We start from the raw sequence: 18,199 nt of genomic DNA on the forward strand, positions 1-18,199 counted from the left end.
AACCCTGCAGATTGCCAGGCGAAAAAAAACCGGGGCAAATGCCCCGGTTCGATGCCTATCGATGTGTTACCAGAAGCGCTGCTGGGTCAAGCGGCTCCACCAGCTCAGCAGAACGCGATCGACCGAACTGCTGGCCGCCATGCCGATACGCTCTTGCAGGCTCTTACGTTCGGCGTAGTGCAGGTGATAAAGCTCGGACTGCTTGGCGCGTTCGGCCAGATACTCATCACTGGTCTTCAGTTCGTCCACCAGTTGCTTTTCCAATGCCGCGACACCCAGCCAGATTTCACCGGTGGCCACCTCGTCGATAGCCAGTTGCGGGCGATAGCGCGAGACAAAGTTCTTGAACAGTTGATGGGTGATATCCAGGTCCTCCTGGAATTTCTCCCGCCCCTTCTCGGTGTTTTCGCCAAACACGGTCAGGGTGCGTTTGTATTCACCAGCGGTGAGCACTTCGAAGTCGATGTCATGCTTTTTCAGCAGGCGATTGACGTTGGGCAACTGCGCCACCACGCCGATGGAGCCAAGGATCGCGAAGGGTGCGCTGATAATCTTCTGGCCGATGCACGCCATCATGTAGCCACCGCTGGCCGCGACCTTGTCGATGCAGACGGTCAACGGCACGCCCGCTTCACGGATACGCGCCAGTTGCGAGGAAGCCAGGCCATAGCTGTGGACCATGCCGCCGCCGCTTTCCAGGCGCAGTACGACTTCATCCTTGGGGGTGGCGAGGGTCAACAGTGCGGTAATTTCATGACGCAGGCTTTCAGTCGCTGACGCCTTGATGTCGCCATCGAAATCCAGCACGAACACCCGGGGTTTGGCCTCGGTTTTTTTCTTCTGCTTTTTCTCGGTTTTAGCCTGGGACTTGCGCAAGGCCTTGAGCTGGTCCTTGTCGAGCAGGGTCTGCTCAAGGCGCTCGCGCAGGCCTTTGTAGAAATCATTGAGCTTGCTGACTTGCAACTGCCCGGCAGACTTGCGTCGACCTTTGCTGCGCAATGCCGCAAAACTGGCCAGGACCACCAGAATGGCGATCACCAGGGTCACGGTCTTGGCCAGAAAACTGGCGTACTCGGTGAAAAACTCCACAGGGACTCCTCAAACGATGCGCGGCATGAACGCGCGCGGATAACTCCAGCATACCCATGCGCCGCCCTTGCGACCAGCTGTGAAACCTCTGGCAACGGGCGTCTAACGAGCATTTCAAACAAGCGTATGTTTTTTCATTGACAGCTCACCGCCATCCTCATAACCTCGCCGAACCTTCAACGTACCGGGACGACGCGGACGTGGGCAGTATCTATTTGATTCGACATGGCCAGGCCTCCTTTGGTGCAGACGACTATGACGTCCTGTCGCCCACCGGTATTCGCCAGGCGGAAATCCTCGGTCAACACCTGGCAGAACTCGGCATCCGCTTCGATCGATGCCTGTCCGGCGACCTACGCCGCCAGCAACACACGGCCAACAGTGCGCTGGAACAGTTTGCCGCCGCAGGCCTGCCGGTCCCGATCCTGGAAACCGATTCCGCCTTCAATGAGTTCGACGCCGACGCGGTGATCCGCGCCCTGCTCCCGGCCATGTTGCCGGACGAACCGGAAGCATTGGACATCCTGCGCAATGCCGCGCAAAACCGCGCGGAGTTCCAGCGCATATTCGCCCTGATCATCGAGCGCTGGCTCGCCGGCACTTACGACACTCCGGGCCTGGAAAGCTGGCTAAGCTTTGTCGAGCGTGTGCAGGCCGGTCTGAACCGGATTCTCGAACAGGCCGACAACACGCAGAAAATCGCCGTGTTCACCTCCGGCGGCACCATCACTGCCCTGCTGCACCTCATAACGCACATGCCTGCAAAGCAGGCTTTTGAACTGAACTGGCAAATCGTCAACACCTCGCTCAACCACCTGAAGTTCCGTGGTCGCGAGGTGGCACTGGCTTCCTTCAACAGTCATGCGCACCTGCAACTGCTGAAGGCCCCGGAACTCATCACGTTTCGTTGAGTCCGGACTATTGTGACCCTGGCTGTAATCACCCAGCTCCTATTACCCAAGAAAGGATCGAACCATGACCTCCGTAGCTGATGCCGTACAAGCAATGAAAGCCAAGTTCAACCCAGCCGCTGCTGCCGGTCTGGACCTGGTTTTCGGTTTCCGCATCGACGACACCAAGAACTTCTCGCTGGTTGTCAAAGACAGCACCTGCGAGCTCAAAGAAGGCGAGAACCCGGACGCCCAGGTCACTCTGGTGATGGACGGCGAAACCCTGGAAGGCATCGTCAGCGGCGAAACCGATGGCATGCAAGCGTTCATGGGCGGCAAACTGCGCGCTGAAGGCGACATGATGCTGGCGATGAAACTGTCCGAGCTGTTCCCGAGCTAAGCCTGTCGCTCCCATTCCTCGGGAGCACACCTGATTGCCAACGAATCCCGCCCCTAGTGGCGGGATTCGTCGTTTCGGGGGCAAAGAATCGTTCAGCCATGGAATTGCCGTCTATATTTCTTGTGGCCGCATGCATCAGACACCGACCGATTGCCCCTCGATCCTTTTGCGCGAAGCACTGCCATGAGCCCACCTGACGACCACGACGGCGTCAATCGCCGAAGTGTACTGCAAGGCCTTTCGGCAGGAGCCATAGGCGCCTGGATCAGCCCGCTGCTTGCAGGGAGTAAAACCATGCCCGACACCCCCGCCGATCTCATTTTGTACAACGGACGCCTGCACACCGTTGACCGCAAGAAACCCCAGGCCAGTGCCGTGGCGATCAAGGACGGGCGCTTCGTGGTGGTTGGCAGCGATGCCCAGGCCATGGCCTTGCAGGGGCCGGCCACGCAAGTCGTCGACCTGCATGGTCGTACGGTGATTCCCGGGCTCAACGACTCACACTTGCACCTGATCCGTGGCGGTCTCAACTACAACCTCGAACTGCGCTGGGAGGGCGTACCGTCGCTGGTCGACGCCCTGCGCATGCTCAAGGATCAAGCTGACCGCACGCCCACACCGCAATGGGTGCGGGTGGTGGGTGGCTGGAACGAATTCCAGTTTGCCGAAAAACGCCTGCCGACCCTCGATGAACTGAACAAGGCTGCGCCCGATACGCCGGTATTCGTGCTGCATTTGTACGACCGCGCGTTGCTCAACCGGGCCGCGCTGAAAGTGGTCGGCTATACCCGCGACACGCCGAACCCTCCGGGCGGCGAAATCCAGCGGGACGCCAACGGCGACCCCACCGGCATGCTGATCGCCCGCCCCAACGCGATGATTCTGTATTCGACCCTGGCCAAGGGTCCGAAGCTGCCGCTGGAATATCAAGTGAACTCCACGCGTCAGTTCATGCGCGAACTCAATCGTCTGGGTGTCACCAGTGCAATCGATGCCGGCGGCGGTTATCAGAATTACCCGGACGACTATCAAGTCATTCAGCAACTGGCCAAGGAGCAACAACTCACCGTTCGCATCGCCTACAACCTGTTCACCCAAAAGCCCAAGGAAGAACTGACCGACTTCAAGAACTGGACCAGTACCTCGCACTACGGTCAGGGCGACGACTTCCTGCGGCACAACGGCGCCGGGGAGATGCTGGCGTTCTCCGCCGCCGACTTTGAAGACTTCCTGGAACCTCGCCCCGACCTGCCACCCACCATGGAACAGGATCTGGAACCCGTGGTTCGACACTTGGTTGAACAACGCTGGCCATTCCGCCTGCACGCCACTTACAACGAATCCATCAGCCGCATGCTCGATGTGTTCGAGAAGGTCAATCGCGACATTCCGTTCGCCGGTTTGCCGTGGTTTTTCGATCACGCCGAAACCATCACCCCGCGCAACATCGAGCGGGTCAAAGCCCTTGGCGGCGGCATCGCGATTCAGGATCGCATGGCGTTCCAGGGTGAATACTTCGTTGACCGCTATGGTGCCAAAGCGGCTGAACATACGCCGCCAATTGCCCGGATGTTGGCCGAAGGGGTGCCGGTGGGTGCTGGCACCGATGCCACGCGGGTATCCAGTTACAACCCGTGGACTTCGCTCTATTGGCTGGTCAGCGGCCGGACTGTCGGCGGGCTGGCGCTTCATCCCCAAGGCCTGAGCCGCGACACCGCGCTGGAGCTGTTCACCCATGGCAGCGCCTGGTTCTCGTCTGAACAGGGCAAGAAAGGCCAGATCAAGGCCGGGCAATTGGCGGACCTGATTGCGCTGTCGGCGGACTATTTCCACATCGAGGACGAAGGCATCAAAGGCATCGAAGCGGTGCTGACCATCGTCGACGGCAAGATCGTGTACGGCAGCGTCGAATTCGAGAAGCTTGGTCCGCCACCGATCCCCGTGGTGCCGGAATGGTCACCGGTGGCCAAGGTGCCAGGGCACTGGAAGCCGCTGGCGCCGCTGACGGCACAGGTCCATCAGTGTGTCGGCGCGTGCGCGGTACATGCACACAGTCACGAACGTGCGCGCCTGTCGAATGCGCCGGTCAGTGACTTCCGTGGGTTCTGGGGAGCGTTAGGCTGTTCGTGTTTTGCATTCTGAATCCCAGGCCTGACGAAGATCCCTGTGCAGAGGGGGGAAAAGTGATGCCTATCCGCAAGTGAACAGTGCTTTTACAATGCGAGCACTTCCGCCATCGGCCATCCCATGGACATCGATCTCGCCCGCACCTTTCTGGAAATCGTCCGCCACGGCAGCCTTGCCGCAGCGGCCGAGAAGCTCCACGTCACCCAAACCGCGATCACCGCACGGGTACAAAAACTCGAAAGCCAACTGGGCAGTACCCTGTTTGTGCGCAACCGCGCCGGTGCCCGCCTCACGCCCAACGGCGAAGCTTTCGTGGTATATGCCAATCAACTGGTGGAAACCTGGGAGGCCGCAAGGCGGGACTTGCCGTTGCCTGAGGGTTACCGCGATGTATTGCACATCGGCGGCGAGGTCAGTCTGTGCAACCCGTTGATGCTCAGTTGGGCCGGCGAGTTGCGCGAAAAAATCCCCAGCCACGCCCTGCGCATGGAAATCCGCGACGGCGAAAACCTGTTGCGCCAGTTGGAACTGGGGGTACTGGACGCGGCGCTGGTCTATCAGCCCGAGTATTGGCCGCGGCTTCAGGTCGAGCAGGTGCTGGAGGAAAAGCTTGTCCTTGTCCGCCTGCCCGGTCGTGCCGAACCTTACGTCTACATTGACTGGGGCCAGGACTTCCGGCGCCGGCACGATGCCGCTCTGCCAGAAAAAGCCAAAGCCGCCCTGAGTTTCAATCTCGGCCCGCTGGGCCTGCAATACATTCTGGAAAACGGCGGCAGCGGCTATTTCCGCACCCGTGTCGTGCGCAGTTACCTGGAAAGCGGTGTACTGGAACAAGTCCCGAAAGCACCGGAGTTCAGTTACCCGACCTATCTGGTTTACTCCCGCGACCGCGACTCGCCGACGTTGCAACGAGCCTTCGACCTGCTGCGCGAAGTCATCCAGTCCGATGAAGACTGGTCGCAACGCTGGAACCCGTTGACCTGAATACGCCTTGCACCGGATCGTGGCACTCGTGTCGTCGAGGTTCTCCAGCCAACACGCCGGGATCGTCTACGCTGCTGGAGATAACGATAACGACAGGTGATTGCAGTGAGGCAGACCACCGAAGCATTCCGCAGCCGCTACCGCGCCAACATCCATCCGCGCTACAACCCCTGGCTTCACGGCACCTTCGTGCTGCTGTTCGGCGTGTTCGCCATGGCCGTTTTCTGGAGCACTGTGCACCAGGTGCAACCGACCGAATGGCTGGCGGTGCCTCTGACCTTGTTGCTCTTCAACTTCGGCGTGTACTGCGTGCATCGGCACCTGGGCCATCAGAAAAAAAGTTACGCGCGATTGTTCTATGCCCGCCATACCGGCGACCATCACAGTTTTTTCGCACCGGGCCACATGACTTATGACAGCGCCCGTGACTGGCGGGTGATTCTGTTTCCGGCCTGGCTGATCGTGTTGCACACCCTGCTCATCACCCTGCCTCTCTGGTGGCTGCTCATGCAAGTGGACGTCAACGTAGCCGGTTTGGTCGGCGGTTTTCTGGTCCTCGGTTACCTGGCCTATGAAGCGTTCCATGCCTGCGAGCATCTACCGCCGCACAACCCGCTGACGCGCCTGCCTTGGGTCCGCCAGATGCGGCGCCTGCATGAGCTGCATCACCGCCGTGAGTTGATGCAGGAACGTAACTTCAACATCGTTTTTCCATTGATGGATTACCTGTTCGGCACCCTCTACTGGGAGCCGGAGCCGGCGATCCCGCAGCCGACGAGCACGCCCATGACCCGCATGCAGCATCAGATCGAGATCGCCGGAACGCCCTTTGCCGTGCTGGCGTACGCCAGCAACGTGAGCCACTGGCCGCAGTGGCATCCATCGTCCCTCAGGATCAACGGACAAAAGGGTCCGCTGCACGCCGGCGCGCGGTTCGAGGAAGACATCCGCGCCGGTGGACGTGATGGGCATTTGCGTTGGGTCGTCGATGAATACCTGCCTGGGTTGCGTTGGCGTGCCCAGGCGCTCGGCGACCATGGACTGTCGCTGATACTGACTTACGAATGTGAAGCCGTGGGAGAAGGCACGCGGTTTGTCCGCACGCTGGAGTATCAGTTCAGCGGCGTGGCGATGCGCCTTGCCAATCGGTTGTTGCTCAAGCGCCGGATCGATCGTGAGTCGGCGGCCTCGATGCTGGCGCTGCGTGAGATGGCGGAAAAACACCTGGCCCTGTCGGAAGTCCGAGCGTGAGTCGCTCGCTCCGGTTTCGCCACGGCTTGCTGCTGGTGGTCATTGTCGTTGCTGGCTTCTTGCTGCTGATGCCCACCAGGGTCAAACCCGTGGCCTGGACGCCAGCCCCCGCGCCATCGCTCACCAGCGGCACCTATGCCGACAATCAGCGCCTCAAGGGCGTGGAGCCTGTTGGCGCTGCGGACATCGATGGCCCCGAAGCACTGCTGCTGGAAAACGATACGCTGATCACCGGCTTGCATGACGGCCGGGTGATCCGCACGAGCCTTGACGGCAAGGCCACCAAAGTCCTGGCCGATACCGGTGGCCGGCCCTTGGGTCTGGCTCGCCACCCCAGCGGCTTGCTGGTGATCGCTGATGCGGTCAAGGGTTTGCTGTCGCTGGACGCCCAAGGTCGCCTGGTGGCCTTGGCGACAGAGGCCAACGGCGTGCCCTTCGGTTTCACTGACGACGTCGCCATCGACACGCAGGGGCACTATGCCTACTTCAGCGATGCCTCCAGCCGCTTCGGCTACGGCAAGGATGGTGAGGCGATCATTGAACACGGTGGCGATGGTCGCTTGTTGCGTTACGACTTCCAGACCGGCAAAACCTCAGTGCTGCTGGACAAGCTGGAATTTGCCAACGGCGTGACGCTCGGACCGGACGATGCCTATGTGCTGGTCAATGAAACCGGTGCCTATCGCATTAGCCGCTACTGGTTGAGCGGCCCCAAGGCAGGCACCCACGATCTGTTCATCGACAACTTGCCAGGCCTGCCCGACAACCTCGCGTTCAATGGTCACGACCGTTTCTGGGTGGCGCTGTACGCACCGCGCAATGCCTTGCTCGACGCCACGGCGGCACATCCCTTCATACGCAAGGTGATCGCACGGGCCATGACCGTGCTGCCCAAACCGGTGGAGAAACGCGCCTTCGTTCTCGGGCTCGATGTCGAAGGCAGGGTCATTGCCAACCTCCAGGACAGCAGCAGCGGCAACTACTCACCGATCACGACCGCGCGCGAATATGGCGACTGGCTGTATTTGGGCTCGCTGAAGGCGAAACACATGGTGCGTTTGCCGCTGAGCGCGGCGCTGCAATAACAACGCAATCACATTGCAGCAGCGGGCAAGCCCCCTCCCACAGGGATAGGAGTCAATCGGAATCCAGGTCAATACGATCGCGCCTGTTCGGCGGTTTGCCTGCTTCATCATCCGGCACTTCGTCGAGGCCGGGGTCTTCTTCAGGCTTGACGGCATTGCGCCCCGGACTCAAAGGCTCGGGATGGGTGGGGATGGGATCGAAGCCACCCTGTTCTTCGCTGGGGAATTTTGGATGTGTCATGGGGCACCTCGTCTGTCACCGTAATGACGGTCTCTGATCATTCGAGGTGCCGGTCGTTAGCGCCGTTCCAATTGTTCAGCCCCCGGTCGTCGGAGGCTCATGAGATCTTTCAGGACGGCGACTCGAGTTGTTTGACGATCTTGTCCTTGACCATCAGGCGCGTCTCCTTGAGCTTCTTCACTGCGTCATCACTGGACTTGGCCTCCTCTGCCTTGACCACTTCGGCATCGGCCAGCGAATACTTGTTAAGCAGCGAATCCAATAACGGATCCTTGGTGCGTTTGTGCTGGATTTCTTCCTTTGAGCGTTTCAGATCCTGATAAAGGTCGTGTGGCACCGGCATGGAACACCTCCGTTTGTTAATCGGCAGCAAACGCCTCTGATTGCGCTCGCCAACTATCAGAATGGCCTTGGTTGACCGGTTCTGTCGACCACCTGTCAGACCAGCGGTGTCCGTTCGTCGTCCTTTGGCCAATGCAATAAAACCTTTTCCCGCCTGGCGGCCTCCACAGCTTAACGATCATTGCGATCACCCATGAAAATTGCGTGGAGATGTACTGATGGACGGATTCAACCTGCGCCATCTCACTCTGGCCGTCGCCTTGAGCACCTTCATGGGCACGGCCTTCGCCGCGACTTCCAACGACTTCGTCGATCACGCCGCCGCCGGTGGCATCGCAGAGATCGAAGCCAGCAAGCTGGCCCTGGAAAAAAGCAGCTCGGCCGACATCAAGGCCTTCGCCAACATGATGATCACTGATCATTCCAAGGCCAATGACGAACTGGCGGCCATTGCGAAAAAGAATGACATCAAGGTTCCAGAGAACACGACACTGACCAACCAGGCCAAGGAAAAAATCCTCGACATGCGCGATCAATCCTTTGACGCGGCCTATGCCAACAATCAGGTCAAGGCCCACGAACAGACCATCGAGTTGTTCAAGAAAGAGGCCAACACCGTCACCGACGACAAGACCAAAGGCGCCGTGGAACTCAAAGGCTTCGCTCAAAAAATGCTGCCGGGGCTGGAAAAACACTTGGATATGGCAAAAAAACTCCAGGCTGCGCACCCAAGCAAATAACTTTCGTACACACAAAAAGGCCGCATCACGGGATGCGGCCTCGTTGCATTCAACCTAACCGCCATCGGTATCAATGTCGGCGTCGGTCTCATCACCCGGCTTTGGTCGATCCGGATCGGGCTTGAAACCCGGACTGAACTCATTGTCGTTATCGTTGTGAAGGTTTTTCTGGTCGACCGTTTGGTCGGCGCTTTCCGGCTCGGGAGTTATCGCGTCGTCTTCTGAACCCGTTTTATCGCTCATGATTACCTCGGTCGTCGCTGTCATTGCGAGGCTGGAACAGCCCGGCCATACAGGTTCGAAGCCATCTCGCGGGCGACGTTCCATCCATTGGCCGATTCGGCACAAGAAACACAGGCATGAGCTGCCACCGACCATTCACACCGCACCAAGTACCCGAGCCAAAAACGGCGCGGTCCGGCTCTTCTTGCTCTTGGCGACTTTCTGCGGCGTCCCCGCCACGACCACCTTGCCGCCCTGATCCCCCGCCCCTGGGCCGATATCGATCACCCAGTCGCTCTGCGCCACCACGCGCATTTCGTGCTCGACGACGATCACCGTGTGCCCCGCCGTCACCAGGTTGTTCAATTGCTCCAGCAAGCGATCGACATCCCGTGGGTGCAGTCCGGTGGTGGGCTCGTCGAGCACATAGAGCGTGGCGCCACGCTGGTTGCGCTGCAGTTCGGTGGCCAGTTTGATGCGCTGGGCTTCGCCACCGGACAGCTCCGTCGCCGGTTGACCGAGGCGCAAATAGCCCAGGCCAATGTCGCGCAGCACCTCCAGCGAGCGGCGGATAGCCGCTTGTTCGGCGAACACTTCGACCGCCTCATCCACCGTCAATTGCAGGACCTGCGCAATGTTACGGCCCTGCCAGCTAATCGCCAGCGTCTCGGGGTTGTAGCGGTCACCGTGACAGGTCGGGCACGGTGCATAGACGCTGGGCATGAACAGCAACTCGACGCTGACAAACCCCTCGCCTTCGCAGGTCGGGCAACGGCCCTTGGCAACGTTGAAGGAAAACTGCCCGGCGTCATAACCCGCCGCTTGTGCCTCGGGCGTGGCAGCGTAGAGTTTGCGCACGTTATCGAACAGCCCGGTATAGGTCGCCAGGTTGGAGCGCGGTGTGCGACCGATGGGCTTCTGATCCACTTGCACCAGACGCTTGATCGACGCTAGCCCCGCCGTGACCTGGCCACCGCTGACTTGCGGCGTGTCGTCCTCCAGATTCAGCGCCTGCGGTTCGCTGTCGGCGGCCGGGCGCCCGAGGTGTGCGCCGACCAGTTCCAGCAATGCCTGGCTGACCAGACTCGACTTGCCCGAACCCGAGACACCGGTCACCGCCGTGAAACAACCTAACGGAAACTCGACATCGAGGTTATCCAGATTGTTGCGGGTAATGCCTTCCAGGCGTAGCCAATCCCCGGCCTTGCGGCTGGTACGGACCTGACTGGCCTGCTCGGCGAACAGGTAGGCGCGGGTTTGCGATTCGGCCACTTCAGCCAACCCGGCCGGTGGACCGCTGTACAGCACCCGCCCGCCATGCTCCCCCGCCGCCGGGCCGACGTCGATCAACCAGTCGGCACGCTGCATGGTTTGCAGATCGTGCTCGACCACGAACAAGGTATTGCCGGCGGCCTTCAAGCGTTGCAAGGCGTCGAACAGCGCCTCGCCATCCGCCGGATGCAGGCCGGCCGAGGGTTCATCCAGCACGTAGATCACGCCGAACAACTGCGAGCCCAACTGCGTCGCCAGGCGCAGACGCTGCAACTCACCCGACGACAACGTCGGCGTGCTGCGCTCCAGCGCCAGGTAACCGAGGCCAAGGTCGGTCAGGGTGCTGACCCGTTCCAGCAAATCCTGGGCAATCCGTTGCGCCGCCAGGCGTTTCTCCACCGACAGGTTCGGCGTATGGCGTACATCGGGGGCGTTGGCGTGTCCGCTGGCGCCATGGGCCACGCGCTGTTCACGGGCCTCGCGGGTCTGGCTGTGGCTCAGCACCTCACCCGCTTCATCACCCTCCTCCAGGTAATGCTGGGCCGCCACCGGCTTCAGCACCTCAGCGACTTGCAACAACGGCATCTGTGACAGCGCGCCGATGTCGTAGCCGGCAAAGGTCACCGACAGCGCCTCGCGTTTGAGCCGCTTGCCCTCGCACAACGGGCACGGGCTGCCGATCATGAACTGCGACACACGCTTTTTCATCAGCGCACTCTGGGAGTGGGTGAAGGTGTGCAGGATGTAGCGGCGCGCGCCAGTGAAGGTGCCCTGGTAACTCGGTTCCATTTTGCGCTTGAGGGCGACCCGGGTTTCCTCCGGGGTGAGGCCGGCGTACACCGGCACCGTCGGCGTTTCCTCGGTGAACAGAATCCAGTCGCGCTGCTTTTTCGGCAAATCGCGCCAGGGAATATCGACGTCGTAGCCCATGGTCACCAGAATGTCGCGCAGGTTCTGTCCTTGCCATGCCAGGGGCCATGAGGCGACGGCGCGCTGGCGGATGGTCAGGCTCGGGTCCGGGACCATCAGCGCCTCGGTGACTTCATACACCCGGCCCAGGCCGTGACATTCCGGGCAGGCACCCTGGGGCGTATTGGGCGAAAAATCTTCGGCGTACAGCATCGGCTGGCCTGGCGGGTAACTGCCGGCGCGGGAATAGAGCATGCGGATCAGGCTCGACAACGTCGTCACACTGCCCACCGAAGAACGCGTGCTCGGCGTGCCCCGTTGCTGCTGCAGGGCCACGGCCGGCGGCAGGCCTTCGATGGAGTCCACGTCCGGCACGCCGACCTGATCGATCAGGCGCCGCGCATAAGGGGCGACGGATTCGAAATAGCGGCGTTGCGCTTCAGCGTAGAGGGTCGAAAATGCCAGCGACGATTTTCCCGAACCGGACACCCCGGTGAACACCACCAAGGCATCGCGGGGAATATCGACATCGACGTTCTTGAGGTTGTGTTCCCGGGCACCGCGTACCTTGACCATGCCGGAGGTTGGATTGGAGGTGCGGTTTGAGGTCATCAGGTCGCCTTGATTAGATATCTGAAAAAACCGAATGACTGTAGGCGCTTGCTTGGCAGCGAAAGCGGGCTTGCAGTCAGTAAAGATACGACTGACTGACGCGATCGCTGCAAGCCGGCGCCCACAGGTTTTTGGGTCAGCCGTTGAGCACCGTACGAATCATCAGGGTCAGCGCATCGGGGCTGTAGGGCTTGCCCAGCAAATGGGTATCCGGGCTGAGTTGGTGGTTGCGCGAGATAATGTCACGGGTATGCCCCGAGGTGAACAGCACCGTCACGGGCGGATTCTGCACCTTGGCCCAGGCCGCGAGATCCGAACTCTTGATCAGGCCCGGCATGACCACATCGGTGAAAATCAGGTCCACCGCCACGCCTTCCAGCAACATCTGCATGGCGATGTCGGCATTGGCGGCCGTCAGCACCTGATAGCCCTCCTCGCGCAAAAACTCCACCGTTGAAACGCGCACCGCTTCATTGTCCTCGACCACCAGAATCCGCTCGTGTCCACCTCGTTGCGGCACTTCAAGAGTGGAGATTTCATTGCCCGCCGTGCGCAGGCTGCGCGGGAAGTAGAGCTGGACCCGGGTACCTTCGCCGACGACGCTGAACATCTCGATGTGCCCGCCGCTCTGTTTGACGAAGCCGAACACCATGCTCAAGCCAAGCCCCGTGCCCTGGCCGTCGGGTTTGGTGGTGAAAAACGGCTCGAACGCCTGGGCGAGCACCTGCGGCGGCATGCCTGCCCCCGTGTCGGCCACCGATACCCGTACATAGTCGCCGGCGACAATGCCCTTGCTGGTGCAAAATGCGCGATCAAGGCGGATGTTCTCCGCGCTCAGGTCGATGGTGCCCTCACCCTTCATGGCGTCACGGGCATTGATGGCCAGGTTGAGAATGGCATTTTCCAGTTGATTGCGATCGACGAACACCTGCCAGAGGTTGGCGGGCGCACGCATTTGCACCTGGAAGGTTTCACCCAGCGCACGCTGCAACAGCTCACCCAGGCCATCGAAAATCTGCTCAGGCGTATAAATGGCCGGGGACAAGGGCTGGCGACGGGCAAACGCGAGCAATTGCGAAGACAGTTTTGCCCCGCGTTCGACGGCGGCAATCGACGCCGCCACCCGGCGCTGGACATTGGCGTTATTTGGCTCATGCCGGGCCAGCAAGTGCAGGTTGCCGGCGATCACCTGCAACAGATTGTTGAAGTCGTGGGCCACACCGCCCGTCAGGCCACCGATGGCTTCGAGCTTCTGTGATTGGCGCAATTGTTCCTCCGTCGCCAGCCGTGCCTCGACTTCATCGGCCACGCGTTGCTCCAGGTTGCGGGTGAACCTGAGCAAGGACTCTTCGGCGATCTTGCGTTCATGAATGTCGATCAACACCCCGGGGAAACGAAATGGCTCGCCCTGTTCATTGAACTCGCAACAACCACTGGCGAGTACCCACAGATAACTGCCATCAGGGCGGATGACCCGATATTCGGCATTGAAGGGTTCGCCAGTCGCCATCGATTGCCGAACCTGTTCCTGCAGCCAACTGAGATCGTCAGGGTGAATATGCGCTTCAGCGGTGTCTTGTGGCAGGTTGTCCAGCGGCTGTTCGGCGGGATAGGAAAAAGTGCGGGCGAAACGCTCATCGCCGCTCAGCACATTGCTCTTCACGTCCCAGACAAACGACCCCAGCAAGGCGCCGGCATTCAACGCCAGGCGTACGCGCTCGTTGTCGGCGCGATAGGCATCTTCGGCGGCCTGGCGACGGCGCTCGGAAATCACCCGTTCAGTCGTATCGACAACCATCGCCATGACCCCGGCGGGCTTGCCGTTATCATCGGCAACCGGGCTGTAATACAGGTCCAACCACACCTCTTCGGGGATTCCGCTGCGCAACAGCACCAACTCTTTGTTGCGGAAGGACAAGGTGCCGCCGCCCAGGCAGGTATCGACCACGTGCCGATTGAATTCGGCGACTTCCGGCCAGCCCAGCTCGACCGGAGAACCCAACAGATAAGGATGACGCCCGCCGGCAAACTCCGAATAGGCGTCGTTATAGATCATGTAGCCGGGTCGCCCCCACAGCATCACCATCGGCAGTGGCGAGGCGAGCATCATCTGCACCGAGCTGCTCAGGCTCTTGGGCCAGGTATCGAGGTTGCCCAGCTCGGTCCGGCTCCAGTCGAACGCACGGATACGCCCGGCCATCTCGCCGTGCCAGCCGGCACACCCGTGACTATCCTCTAGAAACTGCATCGGTTGGCCTTATCCAGGAAATCACACCCGTTTGTTTCGAGCATCGCGGATGCCATTGGTTTCATAGAGGTATAGCTAATTCTCGCGATCCATCTTGAACGACCAAAACCTGTGGCTGGCAAAAAATCCCTGTGGGTGCATGCAGTTTCAGACCGGATGATCACACCTCAATCAGATGTTTAAGCGGGTGATAGCCGGTTTTCAACGTGGCGGCCACATCCAGAATCGCCTTCTCGATGCCATTCAAATGCATACAGGTCAACTCGATCGCCGCGCTCTGGTTACCCGCTTCGATGTACTCGATCAACCGCAAGTGTTCGTCATCGCGACAGGCTTCGTGGCTGTCGTCATCCAGCGCGGCGGCGTACAGCGAGGCGCGGGAGATCAGTTTCTGGAACCAGTCCAGCAACACCGGGTTGTTCAGGCTGCGAGCCAGTTTGATGTGGAACTCGCCAAGCAAATGGATCAGGCGCTCATGATCGCCACTTTGATGCGCTTCGTCCTCCAGCAGCAAATGATCGCGTAAATCCTGGGTCACGGCGGTATCGCGACGACGGCACAGTTCGCTGACGATGCCGATTTCAATCAAACGCCGGGTCTCGAACAGCGAACGGATCTCTTCGTCGCTCGGCAACGATACCGATGCACCTTTATTGGGCTCGGTGGTGACCAGGCCATCAGCTTCCAACTGCTTGAGCGCGGCACGAACTGACGTGCGGCTGACATTGAAAAGTTCGGCCAGCGAGGACTCGCCCAGCTTCATCCCGGGACGCAAGGTGCGCTTGCTGATCGCCTCGTAAACCCCTTGGTAGACACGGTCGACCGTGGTTTCCAGTTTCTTTTCCGCCATTCGATCACTCCTTCAGCGCCATGCAATCAGCCCCAGGCGAATGAACAGCCTTTCAAAAGGGGGTTGCACGAGCAGATTAATCCGGGTATTTCTAAATTGCATCCAGATTTTGCATACAATAATTAGAGGAATGCACCAATATGGGTCGTCCAGTTGCAATCGAAGTGCGTAACGTCTTTAAACGGTATTCCGACGATCCGGGGCTGGCTCCAGCCCTCGACAACGTTTCAGTCGACATTGCCGATAACGAGTTCTTCACGCTGCTCGGCCCTTCCGGCTGTGGCAAAACCACCCTGCTGCGCACCATCGCCGGCTTCGAACACGTCAGCGCCGGCGAGATTCGTCTCGCGGGCGAACCGGTCAATGACTTGCCGCCGTTCAAGCGCCGGGTCAACACGGTATTCCAGAGCTACGCGCTGTTTCCGCACATGAGTGTTGCGCAGAATATCGCCTTCGGCCTTGAGATGCAGGGTCTTGATCACAAGCAGATTGCGCAGCGGGTCGACGAAATGCTCGCGCTGGTGCAAATGCAGCACCTGGCCAAGCGCAAACCGGCGGAATTGTCCGGTGGCCAGCAACAGCGCGTGGCTCTGGCCCGCGCCCTGGCACCGAAACCGAAAGTGCTGTTGCTCGACGAACCGCTGTCGGCCCTGGACCTCAAGCTGCGCAAGGAAATGCAGGTCGAACTCAAGCGCGTGCAGAAGGAAGCCGGGATCACCTTCATTTTTGTCACCCACGACCAGGAAGAAGCCCTGACCCTGTCCGATCGCATTGCGGTGATGTCCGCCGGCAAGATCCTGCAGATCGGCACGCCCAATGACATCTACGAACGGCCGCAGCATCAGTTTGTCGCGCAGTTCATCGGTGACATCAACTTCCTGCCCGGCCACCTCAAGCGCGGCCAGCAGAACGAAAAACTGTTCGTGCCCAACGGCATGCCGGTGGAAATCCCCTGCCCGGCCCAAGGCTTCGATGGCTCCAGCGTGCAACTGGCGTTCCGTCCGGAGCGCTCGCAACTGGTCGATCCGACGCAACCGCATCACCTGCGCGGGGTGATCGAGGCCGTGTTGTATGTCGGCACCGCGACCCTCTACCAGTGCCGCTTGAACAACGACATCAAGGTCATGCTGCGCGAAAACAACGAAGGCCTGAATCGCGGGCGGGTGGTGGGCGATCGCGTCGCGGTCAACCTGCCGCCCCACGCCTGCCTGCTGATGGAGGCCTGAAATGAGCGTCAGCAGCACTTCTCCCGCCCTCAACCGCGCGCTGTTACTCAGCCCGGTGGTTCTGACCCTGCTGGCCCTGATCGCCATCCCGCTGGGCATCATGGGCTACATCAGCCTGTTGCCGCGCAACGTGTATGGCGGTGTCGACTGGCAGGCCAACTGGCAATTGCAAAGCTACGTGCAGCTGTTTTTCCAGGAAGGTTTCGACGGCGAACTGGAGCTGAACTGGGTCTACGCCCAGGCGCTGTTGCGCTCGGTGTTCCAGGCCGGTGGCACGACCGTGTTGTGCTTTCTGTTCGGCTTTCCGGTGGCGTTGTGGATGTCGAGCCTGACACCGCGCCGGCGCAACCTGATGGTCTTGCTGATCACCATCCCGTTCTGGACCAACCTGCTGATCCGCAACTACGCCTGGCTGATCATCCTGCGTGAACAGGGCTGGGTCGCCCAAACCCTCAATGCGCTGTTCCCCCAGGCCGGTGGCATCACCCTGCTCTACAACGACTTCGCGGTCAGCGTCGGGCTGGTCTACAGCTTCCTGCCGTTCATGATCCTGCCGATCTACTCGACCCTGGAGAAACTCGACTGGCGTCTGGTGGAAGCCGCCTATGACCTCGGTGCCAATCGCTGGCACGCGCTGAAGCGGATCATTTTGCCGCTGTCGATGCCGGGGGTGATTGCCGGTTCCCTGCTGGTGTTCGTGCCGAGCCTCGGCGCGTTCATTACCCCGGCGATTCTCGGCGGCGGCAAGACGCTGATGATCGGCAACCTGATCCAGCAACAGTTCGGCACCGCGCGCAACTGGCCGCTGGGCAGTTCGCTGTCGTTCCTGCTGCTGGGGATCATGTTGCTGTCCCTGGTGCTGTACGCCCTCTATAGCCGCAACGCCGCCAAGACCCTGCGTCGGGGAGCCCAAGCATGATCGCCCTGCACCTGAAAAAACTGCCCCTGACCCGTGAAGTCAGTCTGTTGATGCTGGCTTATCTGTACCTGCCGATCCTGGTGTTGATTGCCTATAGCTTCAACGCCAACCGCTCGGCCACGGTGTGGACCGAGTTCTCCTTCGCCTGGTACGGGCGGATCCTGGCCAACCCGTCGATCCAGACGGCGGCGCTGAACTCGATCATCGTCGCCAGCATCGCCACGGTCTGCGCCACGGCCATTGCCTTGCTCGCGGCGCTGGCCACCTACCGGCCGTTCTACGGACAGAAAATGGTCGAGGGCGGGATCAACCTGCCGCTGATCCTGCCGGAGATCGTCACGGCGGTCGCCACCTTGCTGCTGTTCATGGCACTGGGGATCAAGCTCGGTTTGCTGACAGTGATCATCGCGCACGTCGGCTTCTGCATTCCCTTCGCGTACCTGCCGATCCGCGCTCGACTCAACGACCTGGACAAGAGCCTGCTGGAAGCGGCGAACGATCTGTACGCCAACCCGTGGCAGGTGTTTCGCCGGGTGACCTTGCCGCTGCTGTGGCCGGCGGTGTTGTCCGGTTCGGTGCTGGCGTTCGTGGTCAGCCTCGACGATTTCATCATGACCTTCTTCGTCGCCGGGCCGGGTTCGACCACCCTGCCGGTGTACATCTTCTCGGCGATCAAGGCCGGCGTGACGCCGGAGATCAACGCGATTTCGACCCTGATGCTGGTGATTTCCATCGTGCTGGTCGTGCTGGCCTTCTGGCTGGGACAGCGCGGTAAACAACAATGAGCCTGGA

17 protein-coding genes are annotated in these 18,199 nt (G+C 60.4%); 10 read left to right on the forward strand and 7 right to left on the reverse strand.

Going from position 1 to position 18,199, the window contains the following annotated elements:
• Positions 1-66 precede the first annotated feature (66 nt).
• On the reverse strand, positions 67-1,089 hold the full coding sequence (gene sohB / locus BLV61_RS02590; RefSeq protein ID WP_047529790.1) for a protease SohB: 1,023 nt from the start codon (positions 1,087-1,089) through the stop codon (positions 67-69).
• Between the two features lie 200 nt (positions 1,090-1,289).
• On the opposite strand from sohB, the gene BLV61_RS02595 reads away from it, so the two are divergent.
• The 6 genes from BLV61_RS02595 (at position 1,290) to BLV61_RS02620 (ending at position 7,826) form a co-directional block, all read left to right on the forward strand.
• A complete protein-coding gene (locus BLV61_RS02595; RefSeq protein WP_090462322.1) occupies positions 1,290-2,000 on the forward strand; it encodes a histidine phosphatase family protein in 711 nt (236 codons plus the stop codon).
• 64 nt (positions 2,001-2,064) lie between these two features.
• Positions 2,065-2,379 carry an SCP2 sterol-binding domain-containing protein gene (locus BLV61_RS02600; protein ID WP_047529794.1) on the forward strand — a complete coding sequence of 105 codons (315 nt, stop codon included), beginning with the start codon at positions 2,065-2,067 and terminating at the stop codon, positions 2,377-2,379.
• Between the two features lie 294 nt (positions 2,380-2,673).
• The gene (locus tag BLV61_RS02605; protein ID WP_167361773.1) at positions 2,674-4,521 is read left to right on the forward strand and encodes an amidohydrolase; all 1,848 of its coding nucleotides are present in this window, start codon (positions 2,674-2,676) and stop codon (positions 4,519-4,521) included.
• 105 nt (positions 4,522-4,626) lie between these two features.
• Positions 4,627-5,490, forward strand: coding sequence for a LysR family transcriptional regulator (locus BLV61_RS02610; protein ID WP_047529801.1), 864 nt, complete (start codon positions 4,627-4,629; stop codon positions 5,488-5,490).
• Positions 5,491-5,595: 105 nt separating this feature from the next.
• A complete protein-coding gene (locus BLV61_RS02615; RefSeq protein ID WP_090469697.1) occupies positions 5,596-6,741 on the forward strand; it encodes a sterol desaturase/SRPBCC family protein in 1,146 nt (381 codons plus the stop codon).
• Positions 6,738-7,826, forward strand: coding sequence for an SMP-30/gluconolactonase/LRE family protein (locus BLV61_RS02620; RefSeq protein WP_090462326.1), 1,089 nt, complete (start codon positions 6,738-6,740; stop codon positions 7,824-7,826). The genes BLV61_RS02615 and BLV61_RS02620 overlap by 4 nt, the downstream gene beginning before the upstream one ends.
• Before the next feature lie 52 nt (positions 7,827-7,878).
• On the opposite strand, the gene BLV61_RS02625 is transcribed toward BLV61_RS02620, so the two are convergent.
• A complete protein-coding gene (locus BLV61_RS02625) occupies positions 7,879-8,067 on the reverse strand; it encodes a hypothetical protein (RefSeq protein WP_090462328.1) in 189 nt (62 codons plus the stop codon).
• Between the two features lie 109 nt (positions 8,068-8,176).
• A complete protein-coding gene (locus BLV61_RS02630) occupies positions 8,177-8,410 on the reverse strand; it encodes a hypothetical protein (protein WP_090462330.1) in 234 nt (77 codons plus the stop codon).
• Positions 8,411-8,627: 217 nt separating this feature from the next.
• Between BLV61_RS02630 and BLV61_RS02635 the strand changes: the two genes are divergently transcribed.
• Positions 8,628-9,149: a DUF4142 domain-containing protein gene (locus tag BLV61_RS02635; protein WP_090462332.1), complete on the forward strand. Its 522-nt coding sequence runs from the start codon at positions 8,628-8,630 to the stop codon at positions 9,147-9,149.
• Between the two features lie 54 nt (positions 9,150-9,203).
• Here BLV61_RS02635 and BLV61_RS02640 read toward each other — a convergent pair whose 3' ends face one another.
• The 4 genes from BLV61_RS02640 to BLV61_RS02655 all read right to left on the reverse strand — a co-directional run bounded on the left by BLV61_RS02640 (position 9,204) and on the right by BLV61_RS02655 (position 15,262).
• A complete protein-coding gene (locus BLV61_RS02640; RefSeq protein WP_090462333.1) occupies positions 9,204-9,392 on the reverse strand; it encodes a hypothetical protein in 189 nt (62 codons plus the stop codon).
• Between the two features lie 135 nt (positions 9,393-9,527).
• Entirely contained in the window at positions 9,528-12,164 is a 2,637-nt protein-coding gene (gene uvrA / locus BLV61_RS02645) for an excinuclease ABC subunit UvrA (protein WP_047529814.1), read from the reverse strand.
• A gap of 136 nt (positions 12,165-12,300) precedes the next feature.
• Positions 12,301-14,412, reverse strand: a complete 2,112-nt coding sequence (locus BLV61_RS02650; RefSeq protein ID WP_090462335.1) for a hybrid sensor histidine kinase/response regulator — start codon at positions 14,410-14,412, stop codon at positions 12,301-12,303.
• Positions 14,413-14,572: 160 nt separating this feature from the next.
• A complete protein-coding gene (locus BLV61_RS02655) occupies positions 14,573-15,262 on the reverse strand; it encodes a GntR family transcriptional regulator (protein ID WP_047529816.1) in 690 nt (229 codons plus the stop codon).
• A 140-nt stretch (positions 15,263-15,402) separates the two neighbouring features.
• Between BLV61_RS02655 and BLV61_RS02660 the strand changes: the two genes are divergently transcribed.
• The 3 genes from BLV61_RS02660 to BLV61_RS02670 are packed head-to-tail and all read left to right on the forward strand — an operon-like array spanning position 15,403 to position 18,192.
• Positions 15,403-16,488 carry an ABC transporter ATP-binding protein gene (locus tag BLV61_RS02660; protein ID WP_090462338.1) on the forward strand — a complete coding sequence of 362 codons (1,086 nt, stop codon included), beginning with the start codon at positions 15,403-15,405 and terminating at the stop codon, positions 16,486-16,488.
• 1 nt (position 16,489) lies between these two features.
• Positions 16,490-17,407: an ABC transporter permease gene (locus BLV61_RS02665; protein ID WP_047529818.1), complete on the forward strand. Its 918-nt coding sequence runs from the start codon at positions 16,490-16,492 to the stop codon at positions 17,405-17,407.
• Positions 17,404-18,192, forward strand: a complete 789-nt coding sequence (locus BLV61_RS02670) for an ABC transporter permease (RefSeq protein WP_047529819.1) — start codon at positions 17,404-17,406, stop codon at positions 18,190-18,192. Before BLV61_RS02665 ends, BLV61_RS02670 begins: the two co-directional genes overlap by 4 nt.
• Positions 18,193-18,199: the final 7 nt, after the last annotated feature.

Source organism: Pseudomonas mohnii, assembly GCF_900105115.1.
In the GTDB taxonomy this organism is placed as follows: Bacteria; Pseudomonadota; Gammaproteobacteria; order Pseudomonadales; family Pseudomonadaceae; genus Aquipseudomonas; species Aquipseudomonas mohnii.

Bases quoted from the DNA above. Each gene is read 5' to 3' on its own strand.
- BLV61_RS02600 (WP_047529794.1), top strand. From the start codon at position 2,065: ATGACCTCCGTAGCTGATGCCGTACAAGCAATGAAAGCCAAGTTCAAC.
- BLV61_RS02605 (WP_167361773.1), top strand. From the start codon at position 2,674: ATGCCCGACACCCCCGCCGATCTCATTTTGTACAACGGACGCCTGCAC.
- BLV61_RS02610 (WP_047529801.1), top strand. From the start codon at position 4,627: ATGGACATCGATCTCGCCCGCACCTTTCTGGAAATCGTCCGCCACGGC.
- BLV61_RS02625 (WP_090462328.1), bottom strand. From the start codon at position 8,067: ATGACACATCCAAAATTCCCCAGCGAAGAACAGGGTGGCTTCGATCCC.
- BLV61_RS02630 (WP_090462330.1), bottom strand. From the start codon at position 8,410: ATGCCGGTGCCACACGACCTTTATCAGGATCTGAAACGCTCAAAGGAA.
- BLV61_RS02635 (WP_090462332.1), top strand. From the start codon at position 8,628: ATGGACGGATTCAACCTGCGCCATCTCACTCTGGCCGTCGCCTTGAGC.
- BLV61_RS02640 (WP_090462333.1), bottom strand. From the start codon at position 9,392: ATGAGCGATAAAACGGGTTCAGAAGACGACGCGATAACTCCCGAGCCG.
- uvrA (WP_047529814.1), bottom strand. From the start codon at position 12,164: ATGACCTCAAACCGCACCTCCAATCCAACCTCCGGCATGGTCAAGGTA.
- BLV61_RS02650 (WP_090462335.1), bottom strand. From the start codon at position 14,412: ATGCAGTTTCTAGAGGATAGTCACGGGTGTGCCGGCTGGCACGGCGAG.
- BLV61_RS02655 (WP_047529816.1), bottom strand. From the start codon at position 15,262: ATGGCGGAAAAGAAACTGGAAACCACGGTCGACCGTGTCTACCAAGGG.
- BLV61_RS02660 (WP_090462338.1), top strand. From the start codon at position 15,403: ATGGGTCGTCCAGTTGCAATCGAAGTGCGTAACGTCTTTAAACGGTAT.
- BLV61_RS02665 (WP_047529818.1), top strand. From the start codon at position 16,490: ATGAGCGTCAGCAGCACTTCTCCCGCCCTCAACCGCGCGCTGTTACTC.
- BLV61_RS02670 (WP_047529819.1), top strand. From the start codon at position 17,404: ATGATCGCCCTGCACCTGAAAAAACTGCCCCTGACCCGTGAAGTCAGT.